The following is a 19,375-nucleotide window of genomic DNA, read 5'->3' as shown; positions in this document are numbered from 1 at the left end:
GCCATAGCTGATAAGGTGCAAATCTTGGAATGACACTGCTGGAACTGCGATTTTATCCCATTGAAGGCAAGCAAGACTGCTTCAAAGTGACTGTGGAGGGTTCATCAGGAGAAGTCCATCACGAAGCTGGTCTGCCTTTTCTCGACAGTGAGACTCCCCATGTCCAGGACAGACGTTTCACGGTAGTTAAGATATTAGAGTCAACTCACTTCAAAGAGGATAACTTTTCGGAAGATGAGCAGGCTTGGATGGTACGTGAGCAACTGCTGCTACCGAAGCGCAATGCTTTTGACCCTCCATACTTGGCTACTATTGGGCGTAGGCTCTATGAAATATTAGGTCAAGACATTCAGCTGGTGATAGAGGCAGCAGTAGCAGAGGCTAAACGCGATCGCATTTTCTTACATATTCGGTTGCGGTTTCCAGCAGAAGACCCTAAACCTGTCCGCATTACTGATTATCCGTGGGAATTACTCCATAACCAGTATGGGTTTCTAGCCCACCAAGGGGTGACCTTCTCGCGCTATATTGCCTATCGTAGTCCTCGTCCTAATTTACCGGGAGTTGAACGGCTCAATGTCCTGTTGATTTCCTCTGGGGCAGGGGATGAGACAATGGGAATGGAATCGTTACCTGCTGTTGAACGACATGCGATCGCAAACGGATTGCAACAGGCTCAGGAACAAGGGAAAATTCAACTCGAAATTCTAGAATCTGCTACATTAAAAGCACTCCGCAGGCGATTGTCAAAGCGCCAAACCTCAGCAGTTCCTCAGGTTCTGCATTTTGATGGACATGGCTTTTTTGGCAAGCGCTGTAATGAAATAGGGTGCAAGAAAGTTTATAACCAGGGTGTAACTCAGTGTGAATGCGGTGCCCCATTGGCAAAAAAACCTCAAGGTTATTTGGTGTTTGAAGACTCAGATGCCAAAGCTGATTATGTCAGTGCCAAAGAACTGGGAGAACTCTTGGGAAATTTGCAGCGTGGGGAGCAACCCCATTCAGAACCGGGAATTGCTTTAGTTGTTCTGAGTGCTTGCAAAAGTGCCATGTCTCGAAAAAGTGAGTCTGTCTTCAATGGTGTGGCACAGAGTTTGATTGGTGCAGGTATTCCTGCTGTAGTGGCCATGACCTATTCCATCAGGGTGGATGCCGCTAGTCTGTTTGCGGAAGAGTTTTATAATTCAGTGGGGGAACAAGAGTCATTAGCGATCGCATTGGGTCGGGGACAAAGTGCTATGGGTATTGAAGGGAATCAGTGGTATCGTCCAGTGCTGTATCTGCGTTGGGAGGATAATGAGGGAGGACAGTTGTTTAAAGCTTCTCCAGTTGAAGCTGATGCTATGCCTACTCAACCTCCAGTTTCCATGACTCCTCCTAAATCTCAACCACTACCTAATAATCCAGAAAACGAGTTCTATACAAAACGCATAGCTGTCAAGCAAGAACAGCTTGCCAAAGTAGAGGCTCAGTTAGAAGAAGTTCTCAGTCAAGATGAGGAATTAAAACTTGAAAAAAAGGCAAAGAGGCTTTTGAGGGAAATTCAAGCCTTCAATGCAGAACTAAGTAACCAGTAGTTTTTATTACTTAATTTTATTAATTTTTTGAAAAATTTAAGAAATAGGTGTGACAGGAACGGCAGGTAGTGATCTAGAAAGAGAATTTTTGAACAAGCGTATAGCTGCCAAGCAAGAAGAGCTTGCCAAAGTAGAGGCTCAGTTAGAAGAAGTTCTCAGTCAAGATGAGGAATTAAAACTTGAAAAAAAGGCAAAGAGGCTTTTGGATAATCTTAAAAGTCTAGACAAGGAATTGTCAAAATTAGATCAAAATAATTCCAGTTCCAATATACGGCATTTAACTTTAGAAAAAAGTTTCCAAAAAATTGATTTTACTGAAGCCAAGGAAATGGCTATATCAATTAATAAAAAGTTGGGTGATGATAGTGGGGCAATTCTTTTATTTTTACAGAGGAGTACCAAACAGAAGGGAAGTTACTGCCTTCAGGAAGTTTTAGATTTGATGGTTAGCGATCGCAAAGTTGGAGAAGACATTATAGGAGACTTCAGACCTTACCCAGTAGACCTAGGTTCGGCAATTTCTGAATTTAATGAGCTAGAATTTTCTAAAAGATTAGCCAGTCATTTAAACCCAGATTCAGAGGCAGGGTTAAACCAAAGTATCAAAAAACTTTGCTCGTCGCTCCGGGGTGGTAGTACTATATTTATTCAGGTTGATAACTGGGATAGCCTCATTGATCAAAAACAATTCTTAGATTGGTTTATCAAGAAATTTTGGCATCCTTTAATTAACGAGCTGAATCCTGTATTCCTAGAGTTCAGCCAAATTAGATTTCTCGTAGCTCTAGTTGCTAAAAGTAAAGTTTTCCCAGATTGTTCGTCTTTACAGCCCTATTTTTGTACACAAGATAAATTTGACCCTTGTAAGGCTATTGAACTACCACTGCCAAACTGGGAAGTTGATGATATAAAAAAATGGTTGATTAATTGTCGGGGGTTATCAAATTCAAAAAGTCAAAAATTAGCACAGCAAATTTATAGAGAAAGCGAAGGGACACCACATACTATTTGTTCAATATTGGAGGATAAATTTAAGTAATGGCCGCATCTAAACGATTAACATTTACAGGAAATATTACTCGCAGACCTAAAAAGGCTCATAAAGATTCCCCACAAAAGCCAGAGCCTTATGTGGTATCTCCAGAATTAAAAAAAGCGGTAAATTTAGCAATTTATCTCAGGCGACCGTTACTATTAGAAGGGGATGCGGGGTGTGGTAAAACTCGTTTGGCTTCAGCGGTTGCCTATGAATTAGGACTGCCCCTTTATCGCTGGGATGTGCGTTCAACAACCAAAGCCGAAGATGGACTCTATGAATATGATGCTATTCTCCGATTACATGATGTACACACTCAAAAAGTAGCACCAGAGCCCACCGTTGCTCATGGACAACCGGAGCCAGAAGACTTGGATCAGGAAGACTTAGACCAGGAAGACTCGGAACCAGTTAATCGCAATCCTGCTAATGCTAAACACTATCGTCAATTTGGTGCCTTAGGGAAAGCCTTTAGGTTGAAGGATTGTCCAGCTGTGGTATTAATTGATGAGATAGATAAGGCAGATTTAGATTTTCCCAATGACTTGCTGACAGTATTAGATGAGCCTTGGGAATTTAAAATAAAAGAAACTGGAGAAACCATTACAGCAACACACAAACCCATTGTGATCATCACCAGTAATAAAGAAAAAGGTAACCTGCCTGCACCATTTCTCCGTCGTTGCCTGTATCATTACTTAGACTTTCCTAACGACCCCAAACAGTTGCAGGAAATTGTTGATAAACACTACCAGGTTTGTCCGGAAGCACCACCCCCTGCGGATTTAGTCGATACTGCGATCGCTCGTTTCCTGGCGGTCTGGAACGAAGGGGGACTCTTCAAGACACCAGGAACTAGTGAATTTCTCGATTGGCTCAAAGCCCTTCATACTTTTGAATCAAAGCCTTACAATCCAACAAAATTAAAAAAAGACCAACTGCTCCCCTATCCAGAGTTACTGTTTAAGCTGCAACAAGACTGGAAAAAATATGCTAAAGCCTCATGAACTCCTTTAACCCCCAAGATTGGGTAACTCGTGCTTTCATTAGCCTGCGCCAAAACAGATTTCAGCTTGGCGTAGGGGAACTTTTCGCAGCACGGCAAGCGGTAAAAGGGGGATTTGGAGAGGATGAAACGGCACTGGCAGAGACATTAAAGCTTTTATGGTGTCACTCTCGCTCAGAACAAAGTCAGTTTGACTCCATCTGGAACTCTATCAGGGAGTCGTTGGGGGTTATTTCTCCCTCCAAACCCTCTGAAAATAGTGTTTCAGAAAAACCCAAGTCTAAACCTGATCACGAGCAGCTCAAGGTATCCCAGAAATTATTGCAGTCACCACCCCAGGAGGTTGTTACCGAGAGCAAACCAAAACCGGACTGGTCATCCTTACCGGTGCGGGCACCCTCTACCTTTGTAGAAAACGAAGATACTTCTAGCTTACAGACATACTATCCCATTTCCCGCCGTTCAATGGTCTATAACTGGAGGTATTTGCGCCGACCGATTGCCGATGGGTCAATGGATCAACTAGATGAAGCCGCAACCGTTAAGCAAGCAACTCGGCAAGGGTTTTATCTGGCTCCAGTCTACCGCAGACGTGAACAAAACCATGCCCATCTCCTACTAGTCTTGGATCAGAATGGTTCAATGACTCCGTTTCATCGCTTCACCAGTGACTTGGTAGAAACGGCACAGTATGAAAGCACTCTGCAACCAGAAAAGGTCAATGTGTTCTATTTCCATAACGTACCTGCTGCCAGTGTCTACAAAGACCTCTACTTGACAGAACCCATCCCCTTGCAAACCCTATTCACAATCTGTGACCAGGAAACTAGCGTATTAATAGTCAGTGATGCTGGAGCAGCACGGGGGTATCGTAAGTTAGAGAGGATTCGGGCAACTACCAGCTTTCTGTTTAAGCTAAAGCGGCACACCACCCTCTTGGCTTGGTTAAATCCAATGCCAGAAGACCGTTGGCTGGGTAGTTCCGCAGAAATTATTGCTAATTTGGTGCCAATGTACCAGATGGATAATGATGGATTAAGTAATGCTATCGACATTGTACGTGGACAACCCCTACAACACCTCCATTCCCCTTGATCATGACAACTGTGGCTGAGGAAGAACAATGGCACCAACAAGCAGCACAGCAAGCCGTCGAGCGGTTTGTAAAACGTTTTGATGAGTCCTATCGGGTCCTGGCCTATCATGCGGCTTTGCCTCTGGTGCTAACACCGGAGCTAGTGAACTACTTGCGCAATCAGTTTTTGCGCAATGAAAACGTTCCGTGGGTGGCAGAAGTTGATTTGTTACTGTCGGATTTGTGTTCTCAGGTAGGCTATGAGCTTTACGCCATGGATACTCATATCCGAGGCTATCTGCTAGAGCAAATGAAACAAGACCCCCGCTTTGGTAAGCCGCGAATGCAGCAAGTGGCCCAGGTTTTAATCAACTATGTCAAGTATCTGAGTCACCTTCATCCCGGTAGAAAGCAAAAGGAATTAGAGGCACAGCGTTGGGCAGCAATGGTGTATTTAGGGGATGAACAGTGCAAACAGGCAGCACGAGAGATTGCCCAGGGGCTCATAGAAACCAGTAGTGGAACCGATTCTGAAAATCTTACTGAATCAGGTATGCGGGCAGAATTAGCACGATTAACACGCATTACCGCAGAGCTATCCCCTCAGTTACAACAGGAACCAACCTTGGTGGAGTACGCCAGACTGATCCAGCGAGTCCTAAGACAGCCAGATACAGTTACTCCAGCTGAACTTAATCCCTATCAATTAGATGATTTGGAGTTGAGAGTCCCAGATTGGTTATTACCAGAAACACTGACAAATACGGTGTCAGTTTCTGGGCAGACAGTGACTGAGGTTGAAGGTTTACCACCCCTGCAAACCTTTCAATGTAAGGTGCTAACCATTGGGCTTAGAACAGGGAAAGAGATATCCTCAGAGATTGACTTAGAACCTTTTGACTTTGAAGTGGCAACGATACAGGTAAAAGACCCCATTCAAACCGCTGAAGAAGCAGTTTTTGGTTCAACAGGACCCTCGTTTACAGACCGGCAACGAAGCATCTTGAGAGGAGCATTAGACAATCAGACTTACCAAGAAATCGCCCATTCACTAGGCTACAGCTCAAAATATTTACAATCTGTTGGCTCTAAGTTATGGAAACTGCTTACAGAAGCCCTGGGTCAAAAAGTTACCAAAACTAATCTTAAGTCTGTATTAAATGCGGGATTAACGATCCACCGTCATCAGCAACAAGCTGATGGTTTTACCGAAGACTTAGGGAATGGAGTTGAGCTAGAGATGGTTGCTATCCCTGAAGGGAGCTTTATCATGGGTTCCCCAGAAACCGAAGAGGGGCATACTAATGATGAAAGTCCCCAGCATCGAGTCACCGTTAAATCCTTCTTCATGGGCAAATACCCAGTGACCCAAGCCCAATGGCAAGCTGTCGCCGCCCTACCCCAAGTCAACAGAGAACTTGAACCCGATCCATCCCATTTTAAAGGTAAAAACCGACCTGTAGAGCAAGTCTGTTGGTATGATGCGGTGGAGTTTTGTGCACGTCTGTCCCAACAGACCAAATGGCCTTATCGCTTGCCCAGTGAAGCCGAGTGGGAGTATGCTTGTCGAGCAGGTACAACTACTCCGTTTCATTTTGGCGAGACCATTACAACCGACCTAGCTAACTATGATGGCAACTCTACTTATGGCTCTGGTTCTAAAGGCAAATATGTTCAGGAAACCACCCCAGTGGGGAGTTTTGGGGTAGCCAATGACTTTGGACTCTACGATATGCATGGGAATGTGTGGGAGTGGTGTGCAGACCATTGGCACTCAAACTATGAAGATGCACCAACAGATGGTAGTGTCTGGGAAGATTACAATGATAATGATAATCGCAATAATAAAAGGCGGCTGTTGCGGGGTGGTTCCTGGTTCTACTTCCCTGGCTTCTGCCGTTCTGGGTCTCGCTACAACTATAATCCGGCTCTCAGGCCCAACCTCGACTTTATTGGTTTTCGTGTGGTGTGTGGGTGTGCGTGGACTCTTTAACCCTTTACCCTTTTACCCTTTTGCCCTTTCCCCTGTTTTGCCTTTTCCCTCTTCCCCTTTCCCCGCCGTAGAACTGGCATCTTGCCAGTAGCCGGAATAGTCCCGCGTAGAACTGGCATCTTGCCAGTAGCCGGTGAATAGGCCCCGCGTAGAACTGGCATCTTGCCAGTAGCCGGGGAATAGTTCCTGTGTAGAACTGGCATCTTGCCAGTGGCTCCAGAATAGGCATCTTGCCAGTGGCTCCAGAATATCCTTTATGAATGTGTCAATATCAATCAAATTAAATATTGGTCACTGGTAATATGCCATCATATTGGTCACTGGCAAGATGTAATAATCCTGGTCACTGGCAAGATGCCAGTTCTACTTCTATCACCACTGGCAAGATGCCAGTTCTACTTCTATCACCACTGGCAAGATGCCAGTTCTACTTTTATCACCACTGGCAAGATGCCAGTTCTACTTTTATCACCACTGGCAAGATGCCAGTTCTACTTTTATCACCACTGGCAAGATGCCAGTTCTACTTTGATCACCACTGCCGAGATGCCAGTTCTACTTTGATCACCACTGCCGAGATGCCAGTTCTACTTTGATCACCACTGGCAAGATGCCAGTTCTACTTTGATCACCACTGGCAAGATGCCAGTTCTACTTTGATCACCACTGGCAAGATGCCAGTTCTACTTTGATCACCACTGGCAAGATGCCAGTTCTACTTTGATCACTGTGGAACAGCCTTTCAGCCTGTCTCAACGCACTAAAATAAAAAAATATACCCCATTAATGTCTTTAAAAATGTAACTAATGACTACCCCTAACTCTCCATCCTATGGGGCACAGGCTTCGAGGCGGTCTCAAACCAAGATTAATAATTATGACTGGCAGGATGCCAGTTCTACCAAGATTAATAATTATGACTGGCAGGATGCCAGTTCTACCAAGATTAATAATTATGACTGGCCAGATGCCAGTTCTACTTATGACTGGCAGGATGCCAGTTCTACCAAGATTAATAATTATCACTGGCAGGATGCCAGTTCTACGAATTATAGCAGTTTCAGAAAGTTCAAAAATCTTAAAATTAGCCAAAGGACTCTTCCTCACTGGGAATCAGCAGGAGCAATTTACTTTGTAACTTTTAATACGTTTAAAAAGCTAGAGTTGACCCCAGAAGCCAGACAAGTAGTTTTAGATTCCTGTTTATTCTTCAATAACCAAAGGTACAAAACGTATGCTGTTGTGATTATGCCAGATCATGTGCATTGGTTAATACAGCCTTTGCTAAAATCCGATCAGGAATATTGGAGCTTAGGTAGTATCATCCACAGCATTAAAAGCTATAGTTCTAAGCAAGTTCCTAAAGTAATGAATCATATCGGTATTGTTTGGCAATATGAGCGATATGATCGCATTATGCGAGATGAAATAGAATTTTTAGAAACCTGGAACTATATCCGAGAAAATCCTGTAAAGGCTAATTTATCTGAGATGCCTGAAACATATCCTTTCTTCTGGCAAATGGATAGTGTACAGAAATCTTCTGTAAAATAATCAATGGTAGAACTGGCATCTTGCCAGTGGTCAATGGTAGGTAGAACTGGCAAGATGCCAGTGTTCAATGGTAGGTAGAACTGGCAAGATGCCAGTGTTCAATGGTAGGTAGAACTGGCTAGAAGCCTGTTGCGGGAATAGCCTTCGAGCCTATGTCAATCTCAATCAAACAATAATCCTGGTCACTGGCAAGATGCCAGTTCTACCATCAACCACTGGCAAGATGCCAGTTCTACCAGGTCAGTGCCAGTTCTACTTACCATCAACCATTGGCAAGATGCCAGTTCTACCAGGTCAGTGCCAGTTCTACTTACCATCAACCACTGGCAAGATGCCAGTTCTACCTACCATAGGCCACTGGCAAGATGCCAGTTCTACACAAGATGCCAGTTCTACAGGATCAGTGCCAGTTCTACATCAGTTAAACCCAACCATAGTGATGCCACAAACAAGTCAAGAAGAACAGCAATCAAACCTTATTATCAACCACCATTGGCGAGAAATTCAGTACTTTGCTGAAGACTTGGGAAATGGTATCACTTTGGACATGGTTGCCATCCCCAGTGGCACTTTCGTTATGGGTTCCCCAGAAACAGAAGAGGGGCATAGAGACAGTGAAAGTCCCCAGCATCAAGTCACCCTTAAATCCTTCTTGATGGGCAAATACCCAGTTACCCAAGCCCAATGGCAAGCCGTCGCCGCCCTACCCCAAGTCAAAACAGAACTTGAAAGCGATCCATCCGAATTTAAAGGGGAAGACCTACCTGTAGAGCAAGTCTCGTGGTATGATGCAGTGGAGTTTTGTGAGCGGCTGTCCCAGTATACGAAACGCCCTTATCGCTTGCCCAGCGAAGCCGAGTGGGAGTACGCCTGTAGAGCCGGAACAACCACCCCGTTTCATTTTGGAGAGACGATTACGACAGACTATGCTAATTACGATGGAACAGATGATCAACAGGATCGTTGGAAAGGGTCTTATGGTAATGGGCCATCAGGGATTTATCGGCAAGAAACAACCCCAGTGGGGAGTTTTGGGGTAGGGAATGACTTTGGACTCTACGATATGCATGGGAATGTTTGGGAGTGGTGTGCAGACCATTGGCATGATAACTATATAGGTGCGCCGACGGATGGTAGTGTGTGGCTAGACGATAACCATAACGATAATCAAACTAAATACCGAGAAAGGCTGTTGCGGGGTGGTTCCTGGGACAACTTCCCTGAGGACTGCCGTTCTGGGTCTCGCGACAGCTGTAATCCGGCTCTCTGGCCCGACGTCGGCTCTTTTGGTTTGCGTGTGGTGTGTGGGTGTGCGTGGACTCTGTAACCCTTTGCCCTTTTGCCCTTTTGCCCTTTACCCTTTTTTTCTTTTACCTCTCCCTCCTGTAGAACTGGCATCTTGCCAGTGACCGGAATTTCAAATGGGTAGAACTGGCATCTTGCCAGTGACCAGCAATTTCAAATGGGTAGAACTGGCATCTTGCCAGTGACCAACATTTCTGTGTTCCCCCTGTAAAACTGGCATCTTGCCAGTGACAACTACCCAGAACCCTGCCTATAGTTAAGCTGTTGCTTAAATAATAATACAACATTAATGTCTAACAACAATAACAGCCCCATTGGATTATCTGAATTTATCCAACAGGTTAAACACGATCTGCTCTCCGTAGCACCAGGTCAGGAAAAAGATGCTCCCTTGTTGTGTGTTGAGTCTGTGGAACTGGAACTACAAGTTAGTGTCAAGCGAACTGCAAAAGCAGGTGCCAAGGGAAATATCAAAATTAACGTACTAGGAACTGGAGGCGAAGTAGGAGGCGAACTGGGTGGCGACTTAGGACGGGATGAGATTCATAAAGTCAAAGTGAAATTATCTCCCCTCTTCGATAAAGAGCGTCTGCTGGAATTTTACCAGACCCTTCATAGAGACAAAGTGCCAACAACCGTCAAGAATTCTTTAAAGGCACTCCTTAAAGGCAATGAGGAGGGCAATCTGAATGAACAACTGGGTGACTAACAGCATTCCCGATTCCCGACTCCCGACTCCCTATTCCCTATTCCCCATTCCCCACACACAACCTCTTCGCCACATGGAAACCAATCAAATAAGCTGTCATCTGCGTACTAATCCGGGGCAAAGGCACAGAAGAAAGGTCAGCCACATAGACATTAGCTGACCCGTATACTTTACCAGTATCTATTGCATTGTCGAGTCCTTTATCAATCGCCTTACCGAATAGGCATCCCCCCGACAAGTGCTGCTCCGACAGTAAAAACCTGCGACTGTAAACATCAACATACTCCTCAATCTGGTTCTCTTCGTAGGGCATCTTAGTTACCAGTCGCAAAAACCACTTAACTAACCAATGTGGCTGTTGTCCCAAACCGTTCAACAGTGCCATGTGCTTGGCAATCTCACTGTTGGCTACTACTTTATCCTGATTGAAATGGGATTGTTCCTCTTCTCCAAAGAAATCTAATTCAATCCGAGAGTCGTCCCTTGAATAGCAACCTTCTTTAGCAGCATTAAACTTAATCGCCGCAGTAATCAAATTGGCTTCCTGATGCCATGGTTTCCTTTCAAGTAAGTTATAAAGTCCCCACAACAGGTTAATGATCAAGTTGACTGCCTGAAGAAACACCCTAATCACGTTCTTGATGATATTAAACAACCAAGGTAACCTGATCACGAACTTCTTCAGCCAGTTTGGGAACAGGAATGCCAGATAAAGGTGGGCAATCATAAACCACAGCCTCTCAAAATTACCGGAAAAGAAATCGAAGCAGCAAACCGTTTCCTGTCCCGGTTGTTCTGGTTCTGGTTGCCATACCGTTGTCGCAAACACAGGGATGTACACATCCCGAGGGGTGACATCAATGCTCTTGTCCACGACGTAGATGCCCAGGGGCATGACAATATGGTCATTCACATGCTCCCCGATCTGATCGTTTCCCAATTCCTCGCGGTGAGACCAGAGCAGCCGTGGCGTGGCACCCCCTGCGCACATAATCACCTTTCCACCATCCCTATCCAGAGACAAGCGCTCCGTCATCCCCGTGTCCAGGTACTTAACATGTACTGCCACGCACCGTGGTTTTTGCCCTTGCTCCTTAGAAAACTCAAGTCTCTCAACCCTACACCTAGTCTTGATCTCCACGCCCTGGCCAAACCAATCGACAATGGATACTCCGCTGTGGGTTCGCTGCCCAAATGAGTTGAACTGGGTTGGAAAAAGGTGCAACAGGCCAGTATCCCTCACCTCCAAATTAGGAATATTCTCGATAGCGTCTGTGCTCACTACAAAACCAACCTTCTCAGCCGCCTGGAGTACTTGTTTAGTCACAGGTGACGGATCCGTTGCTGGGTTTGGTCTAGCAAACTTCTGATTCAACTCTGCCTTCAGGCTGTCCCAATAGGCTGCCGTTTGACCAATGTGTGTCGCCAGCCACTCCGACGACTCATGCATCATGGTATAGTTAATCGAGCCGCCACCACCCATAGTGCAAGCCCGCCCCGATATAATCGGAATTCCCTTGGGGGTCAGGGCATTGTGCAACTTGAATACCTTTTCCTCTGCGTAGGACTTAGTCCAGTTGTTCTGGTGGGTAATGTCGCTAGTAGTGAAGAAATCATCCCCCTCCTCCAGGACTAACACCCGCTCCCGGATAGACCTGTCATTACCAGCTTCTAGGTAATAGCTCAGAAACCCACAGGCTCCATTACCAGAGCCAACCACGATCGTATCGTACATCATCGGAATGGTTTTTCAAGCAAATAACTCTATTGTATCAAATAGGGAACAGGGAGCAGGGAGCAGGGAGCAGGGAGCAGTGTGGGAAGTGTGGGAAGTGTGGTAAGCGTGGGAAGTGTGGGAACTTCGAGTTTGGGGAGAGTGGGGAGTTTGGGGAGATGAAATTGATCTTTAGCCGTAATTTCCAGCAATTGATAACTATGATATAGCATTTTCCATACTTATGAGGTGTATTCCACATAGTTCCCCCGACTCCCGACTCCCTGTTCCCTATTCCCTATTCCCTCTTCCCTTTGCTTAATAACATTATAAAATAAAGTAGTCTAAATCTTTACCATAACTTTAATTCAATTTATTCAAACAAACAGAACGTATACACAAAATCAACCTGTTTATCAACCTAAGCATTGGAGAATCATGATCATAAAAACTATTAATTGAGTTATCGTCATGAAGTCAGGGTTAATGCAAAGAACTCAAGCCTATCAAAATGTTATGGAAATCCTTGTTGAAGAAGAAATCGAGCGACGACTAGATCAACTGTCACCGGAGATAGCTAAAAGTATTAATCCCATAGAAGTAGCGACCTATGCTCTCAATCGCCTCCCACCGTTGTATGCGTCTAGTGAAAAAGGTTGGAAGTACCAAAAGCAACGAGGGATGAAGGAGTTAGCTAAGCAAATAAGTATAGTGGTTAGTCGGTCAATCAGTGCTGTCCAAAAGGACCCCATTCGACTAGCAACTCCTTTATTTGATTCTAAAGATCCAGCATCTCAGCAAGCCTTAAAGCGACTTAAAAAATTGCTATTACAGGAAAACCTATCATGGTGGGAACTTCCTCGGGTTGTTGAGCAAGCTCTAATTAAAGCGTGGCATGGAGAGATTAGCTGGAAGCATCATGAGCAGTTTTTTGTACAAGTGGCAGAGACTAAAATACCTGTGAAATCTGGAGGGGCGTGGGGTATGGATAGGTATGGTCGGTGGTAATTCCTGAGCAGAAAATCTGATTTTAGGGAGTCGGGAGTCGGGAGTCGGGAGTTGGGAGTCGGGAGTCGGGAGTCGGGAGTCGGGAGTCGGGAGTAGCACTGCATCGCTATTCCTTCTGCCCTAACATCCACAACTTGTGTACCTCTCAAGAGGTACACAAGATTTTTTCCCTATTGCCTATTGCTAGCATGCCTATTGCCTACTCCCTACTCCCTACTCCCTACTCCCTAATTAGTAAAAGGGATTGATCAAGACTTCTGAACCGCTGCCAGTAACCGCTTCTTTTGAATGTCAGAAAAGAGTTCTTCGTAACGGTTGAGAGCTTGATCGAAGGAATAATATTGAAGAGCATGTTGTCTACTTCTGTTGCCCAGTAATGTAACTGTTGCGGGATCGTTATACAACTCTAAGATTGTTGCTGCTAGAGTTTCTGGATCCTCTGGGGGAACAACAATGCCACCGCCGCTTTTTTTGACAGCTTTGGCAGCGGTACCATTAGCAGGAACAGAAGCTAGGATGGGGCGACCACTAGCTAGCAGTACTTGGATTTTGGAGGGCATATTAAACGAAATTACATTTTGCTTTTGTATGACCAATCCGACATCCGCTGCTGCTAGCATTTCCGGTAGTTTTTCCCGAGGTTGAAATGGTAGTAGCTTAACATTATTGGCGTTCCAATTCCTACAGCACTGCTTTAGTCGGCCTAAGGCTTTCTCTTCTCCGACGATCACAATCACAATATCTCGAATGTGATTTACCCTAGATGCTGCCTTAATCAGAGTTTCTAAACCTTGAGTGAGGGCAATATTACCAGAGTAGAGTATAACGAACTTACCATTAAGGTTATGGGCAGTGCGAAAGGAGTTGTTTTCTTTTGGTAAAGGACGGATGAAATTAACATCAACCCAATTGGGAATCTTGACAATTTTAGAGCTGGGCACACCTTTGCTGCGCAAGTTATCGGTAAAGCCATCAGCAATAACACTGATTTTGGTGACTGTGCGGTAAGCAAACCTTTCTACAACCTCTAATGCACGGATTAGAGGTTGGTTGCTCAGTAAGCCTACTTTAATCGCAGCTTCTGGCAAAATGTCTTGAAGATTTAGAATTACTGGCGTTCGGTGTATCCACCCCAAAATCGCAGCTGGTAGGGAAACTAGCAGTGGTGGACTAGTTAAAATAATAATATCAGGGCGAGGATAAATCAGAGCCTTGAGGAAGCTGGTAGCAACAAAGCTGCCCTCTAGCAATAATCGGTCGATCAAATTTGGTTTTGGGCGAATCCGCACATAACAGCGATCTACAATCACACCGTTAATGTGTTCGGTAAGATACAATTTCCGTCGATATCCCTCATAAATTTGACGTTGAGGATAGTTGGGCATCGCAGTAATGACCCGAACATCATGCCCTCTTTTGACCAACCCTTCTGCTAGTTCAGTCATCAAGGGGGCAATCCCAATTGGCTCTGGATGATAGTTGTAAGAATATATTAGGATTCGCATAATCTCTAGTAGATGTTGCTAGCCGGGTGTAGACTCACCAAATTTGTTTATTGATGATTTATTGGCTTTAGCACTGAGAACTCAAGACCATTGTCAAGTCAGGTGGGTTGTGCACAATGCCCAATCAGGGATTTTAAGCCTATAACTATTTATTCGGCTTCAATTCCATATTTTACGCCTGGATGACAGTTTTTGTAACAAAAATTAACATAATCTCCCTTGATAAAATATTCAAATTGTGCATTTATAAAGGGTTTGAAAGAGCTACAGCAAGAATCTTTATGCCAATTATGATTATGGCTACAACTAATAAATCCTCCCTTTTTCTAATTACCAATGAGTAATTAGTAATTAGTAATTACTCATTGGTAATGGTCGTATGATTAGCAAACTATGACGACTAGTTTGTGATATCAACTGATAATTGAATTTACCAATAATTCTATTAGTATCCAAAAAAACACTATTTTTCATGGGTGCAATCCCGCAATTGAGTGTAAACTAGTTTTTTTTTGTTTCAGAATTTTTACGGATGTCAGAGGAATTAAATCTTAATTAAAAGTCATGATAAAATTGCGAAAGTCGATTTATAAAAAAAATAAGTAATATCCTTTTAAAGCTGCGTCGAATTGTATAGAGTTTTTCATAGCTATAAGGTACACAGAATTTTTTATAGCACTACCCATTCAGATGTTTGACATTGTCTTGATGCAGTCGCTCATGGGGGAAACCACGGCAGTCGCTCATGGGGGGGACCCCCAAGACCGCGCTGCCTTCCCAAGACCGCGCTGCATCGCTTCTAAACTCCGAAACGTAGTCCTAGCTTATTTTTGACTTCTGACTTATAACTTCTGACGCTAAGCGTAGCGCTATAACTATGCCCAGATCCGCTGTTCCCTATGCCCAGATCCGCTGCTCCCTATTCCCTATTCCCTATTCCCTATTCCCTATTCCCCATTTTGCAAAGTATTGACTACAATTTTCTAGGATGGCTTTGGCAGGTGTTTCAGCTTTGGACTTCGTCTACAAAGCAGGGAGTACACCTTGGCAGAACGTTGTGACCAGTTGCTCAAGACCAGAAGGGGGTAGTGGTTTTATGCCTAGAGTGGGATATTGTTACTGGTTACCTATTTGACCAAGCCATGGGGCACTTGGGAAATCTTTGTTAAGTGCGCTTTCCGGATTAGGTGCGCTTTCCGCGTTAAGAATTAAATTCGCTCTTTGCGCGCTTTCCAATGGCTAGGGAACCCGGCCTTGGGTCGCGGCTTATCGGCAAAGCCGACCCGGGGCGCGAACGGGCGCGCACCTGTAGATAGCTTTGGTAAGGTTTCCCCTAGATAGTCTCGCTAAATAAGCAGCATACATCATTCAAGGAGAAAACGATGACCATGTCTCGTGTAAAGGCAATTTTAGCGACCATGTTACTCAGCATAGTATTGCTGGTAACATCCTGCGCTCAAAAAGCGCCCTCTCGTTTTGACCAGGCACAACAGGCCAGCAGCCAGGCTAGAAGTGGTCAGGCTGTTACCAAGAATGCCACTCAAGGGTCTCAATTCAACAAGTTTTTCCCACCATCAGGCGGCGGTTATCAACGAGTCTATACCCAGGAGAAAAAAGGCTTTGCTCAAGCCAAGTTGAAGAAAGATGGCACTGAGGTGGCAGTTCTCTCAATTTCTGATACCAGCAGCACTCCTACCACTGCTGCCAAATATCAGCAAAGTGGTCAAACCATTGCTGGTTATCCAGCCCGGGAAATTGGTTCAACTCAAACCGCTATTTTGGTCGGTAAGCGCTACCAAGTAAAGATCCAATCCCGAGATAAGTCGTTTACCGCTAGCGATCGCAAAGCCTGGTTAGCAAAATTTAACCTCAGTGGTCTTTCCCGACTTTAGGAAATAAATGCTACAAGAAAAAAGGTGAATGGGGAATAACCATCCTCAATCACAAGAATCATAAGAATCACAAGTAAGTAGGTCATTAGTCATCAGTCATTAGTTATCAGTAACTACCATCAGTAGCTACGATCAGACTCGGTGTTGGTCACTCAGGACTAATAACCAAGGACTAATGACCAAGGACTAATGACTCGAAAGTATCAGATTGTAAAGGAGTCTGAGTGTGAGCAAAGCAATTTATGAAATCGTTGATGATCTGCCAACCAAGAACCTGACCATCTCGGCGCTGAAGTCTCTAGACTTTGTTGTGCCTGGAGAGTGGGAAAATTTAGTGGGATTTGAAAATACCATTCGTGCCATCACTGGTGAAGAAGACGAAGAGGTAATTCAGGAAATTGGCGATCGCGCCGTCTATCTGTTCAATGACCGCTCCCAGGGCTACCAAAGAGCGCTGTGGATTTACCAAACCATTGATAGCACTGGTACCGCGTTGGGGGCAGCAGCTTTAGCGAACAAGGTTGGTGAAAAAATTCCCTTGTTGGGTTTCTTGAACAGCTTGACTCCGAAAGCTGACAAAGCCCAAACCATTGATCTGTCGATCAAAGTGGTAGGGGAATTGATCGGCTTTTGCCAAATTAATGGTCTGCCTGGAGATAGCATTGGTGACTTTGTAGCTGCCTTAGGTGACTATGGTGGCGCATCTATAATGCGTATGGCAGCACTGGTTTGTTTTGATGGCCTGATTCCCCTTGGTCCTGACTTTATCATGGGAGTACAGTCAACTCTAGAGCGTCTAACTCCCAACGAGTTGGAACACAGTGGCAGTTTCAAAGGTATTCAGGATGCGATTCCTGGGGATGATTCCCAGAGCAAGCTCAGCTTTATTGGTCAAAGCTTTGAATCGGTGAAGGGATGGATGAGTGATTTCGTTACTGACCGAGGTGTGACCCCAGAACAAATCGCTAATAATTTGCAAAGTTTTATTGAGTTTTCTGATGACAAGTTAGACTATCTCGCCGCTTTTCTGGATATGTCTACTAACTATTACGAACACACTGGCATTCAAAGTCTGGCGCGTAGCTTAATTGAACGCGCCGCAGCGGAAATCTAGCACCATTTACGCATTAGTAGGCAATTACGTTGGTCAGACAGACGTTGGTAAGAAACTTCGTCTGTCAGCTGATTCATAAACATCAACCCTCTACCTCCTTCTTTTTCTAAAGGGTCATAGTCCTCTTGGTAGAGGTATTCCAGCTTGGATTGGAAATCAAAGGGGTGTCCATAGTCCCAAAGCCGCATTTCTAATCCGTCAGTAAATAACTTTAGCTCCAGCTCTATTACTGTAGTGTTAGGTAAATGTCGATGAGCATGGCGTACTACATTAGTAAAGCCTTCCACCAAAGCAATTTGACACTGTTGCCAAAATTCCTGAGGCAGTGGGTCAGAAGTGAATTCTTCAAACCACTGTAATACATCTTTAACTTCACTCAAGTCTGTTTGGACCATTAGACGAGATGCTCGAAGCGGTTTGCCATTGCACATCAACCGACTGAGTTTCCAGGTTTTATTAATAAGCACCACTATTTTGTAAGAGAAAAACAACAATGACTCTTCTGCAACACGGAGGTTCCGATGATCTAGTCGATGCAGATCGGTCTAGTGGGAACCACTATATTAGCCTAAATTGATCGAGTTTGATGGTACTTTGAAAAATTCTGGTGTTTACACGGTCTATGGCATTAGACTTCGCCGCAGTTTACGGGAACTGCGGACAAGGTAACTTCGGATCAGCGGACAATAATTGAGAAAGACAAGATCAGACAAATACTTTGCCAAGAGGTCTATTGTCATCTATTCGTGAACATTTAGTTTTCGGTTCCAAGGTAAGCTAGGCTGGCATTTGATCAACTACCATCACCTTCGCCACTAGGGGCGAAAGTGCGGGTTCCAAACTCATCTAACCATAAAACTACATTCCATCTTTACGAAGCACTACCAGGATAGTTTTGAAGATAAGTCTGATATCATGGGCTAAGCTCCAGTGATGTTGGTATTTTAAGTCCATTTGAATGATATCTTCAAAACTACGGATTTTTGAGCGTCCATTAACTTGCCACTCACCAGTGATACCCGGTTTTACGTTTAAACGTTGCCACTCCGGAACCTCATATATTTCTACTTCATTGACTGTTGGTGGTCTTGTCCCTACTAAACTCATCTCTCCTTTCAGAACATTCCAGAACTGAGGCAGTTCATCTAAGCTGGTTTTCCGTAAAAAATGACCCACTCTGGTGATTCTGGGGTCATTTTCATTTTTAAAAACTTTGCCATCAGCTTGATTTTTAACTTTCTTTTTTAGCTGTTCAGCGTTAGCACACATGGAGCGAAATTTCCAGATCCGAAACCGCTTTCCCATCCAACCACAACGGATTTGATCAAAAAAAATCGGACCAGGGCTATCTAGCTTAATAGCAAGGGCAATAGGAATAAACAAAACAGCAGTAATGCCCAAACCCACGATTGCACCGACAATATCGATTAATCGCTTCACCGGAGATCTAACTGAGGGATGGGTTGTTGGTAAGTGATTTACTGATTTGTTGGTGTTTCGTGTGGTATTATGATCTGATGCTTCTATAGCTAACCTTTGGTCTAGTCCTGTCATGACCAATACAGACATGACTTGGGGAGTGACATTTTTAAGCAACGTTTTAACCCCTTGTTCTAGGGCGCTTTTGTGATTACTCACTAATGCACCGATACCACTGCTATCGATAAAAGTAGTCTGGTGAAAATCAAAGATGATTGTTTCAGGTAGAGGAATTTTTTGGAGAAGCTGCTGAAATAGTTGCTTAAACTCCACAGCTTCTAGTACACTTACACGAGTAGGTAATTCCACCACGGGAGCATCTTGTGAAAAGATTACCTGGAAATTGTGGTTCTTGACTGAATCAACCATCATAAAAGAAAAACCGCTAGATTCTAACCTATAGTCTTG

Annotated in this window: 20 protein-coding genes and 1 pseudogene; 13 read left to right on the top strand and 8 right to left on the bottom strand. The window is 44.4% G+C overall.

Features of this window, described 5'->3' with window-relative positions; all coding sequences use genetic code 11:
- Positions 1–29: 29 nt before the first annotated feature.
- From F6K46_RS12400 to F6K46_RS12380, 5 genes are read left to right on the top strand one after another with little or no spacing between them, the layout of a single operon-like run.
- The gene (locus F6K46_RS12400; RefSeq protein WP_293058712.1) at positions 30–1,577 is read left to right on the top strand and encodes a CHAT domain-containing protein; all 1,548 of its coding nucleotides are present in this window, start codon (positions 30–32) and stop codon (positions 1,575–1,577) included.
- A 49-nt stretch (positions 1,578–1,626) separates the two neighbouring features.
- Positions 1,627–2,616 (top strand): hypothetical protein, encoded by a 990-nt coding sequence (locus F6K46_RS12395; protein WP_293058710.1) that lies wholly within the window; start codon positions 1,627–1,629, stop codon positions 2,614–2,616.
- Positions 2,616–3,620, top strand: coding sequence for a MoxR family ATPase (locus tag F6K46_RS12390; protein ID WP_293058708.1), 1,005 nt, complete (start codon positions 2,616–2,618; stop codon positions 3,618–3,620). The genes F6K46_RS12395 and F6K46_RS12390 overlap by 1 nt, the downstream gene beginning before the upstream one ends.
- Positions 3,617–4,714 (top strand): VWA containing CoxE family protein, encoded by a 1,098-nt coding sequence (locus tag F6K46_RS12385; RefSeq protein ID WP_293058705.1) that lies wholly within the window; start codon positions 3,617–3,619, stop codon positions 4,712–4,714. Before F6K46_RS12390 ends, F6K46_RS12385 begins: the two co-directional genes overlap by 4 nt.
- Positions 4,715–4,716: 2 nt before the next feature.
- The gene (locus F6K46_RS12380) at positions 4,717–6,687 is read left to right on the top strand and encodes a formylglycine-generating enzyme family protein (RefSeq protein ID WP_293058702.1); all 1,971 of its coding nucleotides are present in this window, start codon (positions 4,717–4,719) and stop codon (positions 6,685–6,687) included.
- A gap of 12 nt (positions 6,688–6,699) precedes the next feature.
- Here the strand turns inward: F6K46_RS12380 and F6K46_RS12375 are convergent, their stop codons facing one another.
- The gene (locus F6K46_RS12375; RefSeq protein WP_293058699.1) at positions 6,700–6,966 is read right to left on the bottom strand and encodes a hypothetical protein; all 267 of its coding nucleotides are present in this window, start codon (positions 6,964–6,966) and stop codon (positions 6,700–6,702) included.
- An 8-nt stretch (positions 6,967–6,974) separates the two neighbouring features.
- Here F6K46_RS12375 and F6K46_RS12370 point away from each other — a divergent pair, with 8 nt between their 5' ends.
- Both F6K46_RS12370 and F6K46_RS12365 read left to right on the top strand, forming a co-directional pair.
- Entirely contained in the window at positions 6,975–7,283 is a 309-nt protein-coding gene (locus tag F6K46_RS12370) for a hypothetical protein (RefSeq protein ID WP_293058691.1), read from the top strand.
- Between the two features lie 211 nt (positions 7,284–7,494).
- Positions 7,495–8,241, top strand: a complete 747-nt coding sequence (locus F6K46_RS12365) for a transposase (protein WP_293058688.1) — start codon at positions 7,495–7,497, stop codon at positions 8,239–8,241.
- A gap of 182 nt (positions 8,242–8,423) precedes the next feature.
- On the opposite strand, the gene F6K46_RS12360 is transcribed toward F6K46_RS12365, so the two are convergent.
- Positions 8,424–8,558, bottom strand: a complete 135-nt coding sequence (locus tag F6K46_RS12360) for a hypothetical protein (RefSeq protein WP_293058685.1) — start codon at positions 8,556–8,558, stop codon at positions 8,424–8,426.
- Between the two features lie 200 nt (positions 8,559–8,758).
- Between F6K46_RS12360 and F6K46_RS12355 the strand changes: the two are divergent.
- A pseudogene (locus F6K46_RS12355) lies at positions 8,759–9,568 on the top strand (formylglycine-generating enzyme family protein); the annotation flags it as partial.
- Positions 9,569–9,835: 267 nt separating this feature from the next.
- Positions 9,836–10,255: a trypco2 family protein gene (locus F6K46_RS12350; protein ID WP_293058682.1), complete on the top strand. Its 420-nt coding sequence runs from the start codon at positions 9,836–9,838 to the stop codon at positions 10,253–10,255.
- A gap of 37 nt (positions 10,256–10,292) precedes the next feature.
- On the opposite strand, the gene F6K46_RS12345 is transcribed toward F6K46_RS12350, so the two are convergent.
- Entirely contained in the window at positions 10,293–11,993 is a 1,701-nt protein-coding gene (locus F6K46_RS12345; RefSeq protein WP_293058672.1) for a GMC family oxidoreductase N-terminal domain-containing protein, read from the bottom strand.
- Positions 11,994–12,019: 26 nt separating this feature from the next.
- Entirely contained in the window at positions 12,020–12,202 is a 183-nt protein-coding gene (locus F6K46_RS12340) for a hypothetical protein (protein ID WP_293058669.1), read from the bottom strand.
- A gap of 238 nt (positions 12,203–12,440) precedes the next feature.
- Here F6K46_RS12340 and F6K46_RS12335 point away from each other — a divergent pair, with 238 nt between their 5' ends.
- Complete coding sequence (locus tag F6K46_RS12335) at positions 12,441–12,977, top strand: late competence development ComFB family protein (protein ID WP_293117065.1); 537 nt, start codon at positions 12,441–12,443, stop codon at positions 12,975–12,977.
- Here the strand turns inward: F6K46_RS12335 and F6K46_RS12330 are convergent.
- Positions 12,887–13,108, bottom strand: coding sequence for a hypothetical protein (locus tag F6K46_RS12330; protein ID WP_293058663.1), 222 nt, complete (start codon positions 13,106–13,108; stop codon positions 12,887–12,889). The genes F6K46_RS12335 and F6K46_RS12330 overlap by 91 nt on opposite strands.
- A gap of 117 nt (positions 13,109–13,225) precedes the next feature.
- On the bottom strand, positions 13,226–14,482 hold the full coding sequence (locus F6K46_RS12325) for a glycosyltransferase family 4 protein (RefSeq protein WP_293058660.1): 1,257 nt from the start codon (positions 14,480–14,482) through the stop codon (positions 13,226–13,228).
- Between the two features lie 708 nt (positions 14,483–15,190).
- Between F6K46_RS12325 and F6K46_RS12320 the strand changes: the two genes are divergently transcribed.
- From F6K46_RS12320 to F6K46_RS12310, 3 genes are all read left to right on the top strand, one after another.
- Positions 15,191–15,316 (top strand): hypothetical protein, encoded by a 126-nt coding sequence (locus F6K46_RS12320; RefSeq protein ID WP_293058657.1) that lies wholly within the window; start codon positions 15,191–15,193, stop codon positions 15,314–15,316.
- Positions 15,317–15,864: 548 nt separating this feature from the next.
- Positions 15,865–16,374 carry a hypothetical protein gene (locus tag F6K46_RS12315; protein WP_070393514.1) on the top strand — a complete coding sequence of 170 codons (510 nt, stop codon included), beginning with the start codon at positions 15,865–15,867 and terminating at the stop codon, positions 16,372–16,374.
- 226 nt (positions 16,375–16,600) lie between these two features.
- On the top strand, positions 16,601–17,488 hold the full coding sequence (locus F6K46_RS12310; protein WP_075900494.1) for a hypothetical protein: 888 nt from the start codon (positions 16,601–16,603) through the stop codon (positions 17,486–17,488).
- Here the strand turns inward: F6K46_RS12310 and F6K46_RS12305 are convergent.
- Positions 17,485–17,883, bottom strand: coding sequence for an ATP-binding protein (locus tag F6K46_RS12305; RefSeq protein WP_293058784.1), 399 nt, complete (start codon positions 17,881–17,883; stop codon positions 17,485–17,487). The two genes, F6K46_RS12310 and F6K46_RS12305, sit on opposite strands and share 4 nt — an antisense overlap.
- 463 nt (positions 17,884–18,346) lie before the next feature.
- Positions 18,347–19,336 carry a sugar transferase gene (locus F6K46_RS12300; RefSeq protein WP_293058781.1) on the bottom strand — a complete coding sequence of 330 codons (990 nt, stop codon included), beginning with the start codon at positions 19,334–19,336 and terminating at the stop codon, positions 18,347–18,349.
- Positions 19,337–19,375: the final 39 nt, after the last annotated feature.

The sequence above is a fragment of the Moorena sp. SIO3E8 genome, assembly GCF_010692445.1.
Lineage (GTDB): Bacteria > Cyanobacteriota > Cyanobacteriia > Cyanobacteriales > Coleofasciculaceae > Moorena > Moorena bouillonii.
The sequence above is the reverse complement of the archived record's forward strand: the minus strand, read 5'-3'. Positions and strand labels throughout refer to the sequence as shown.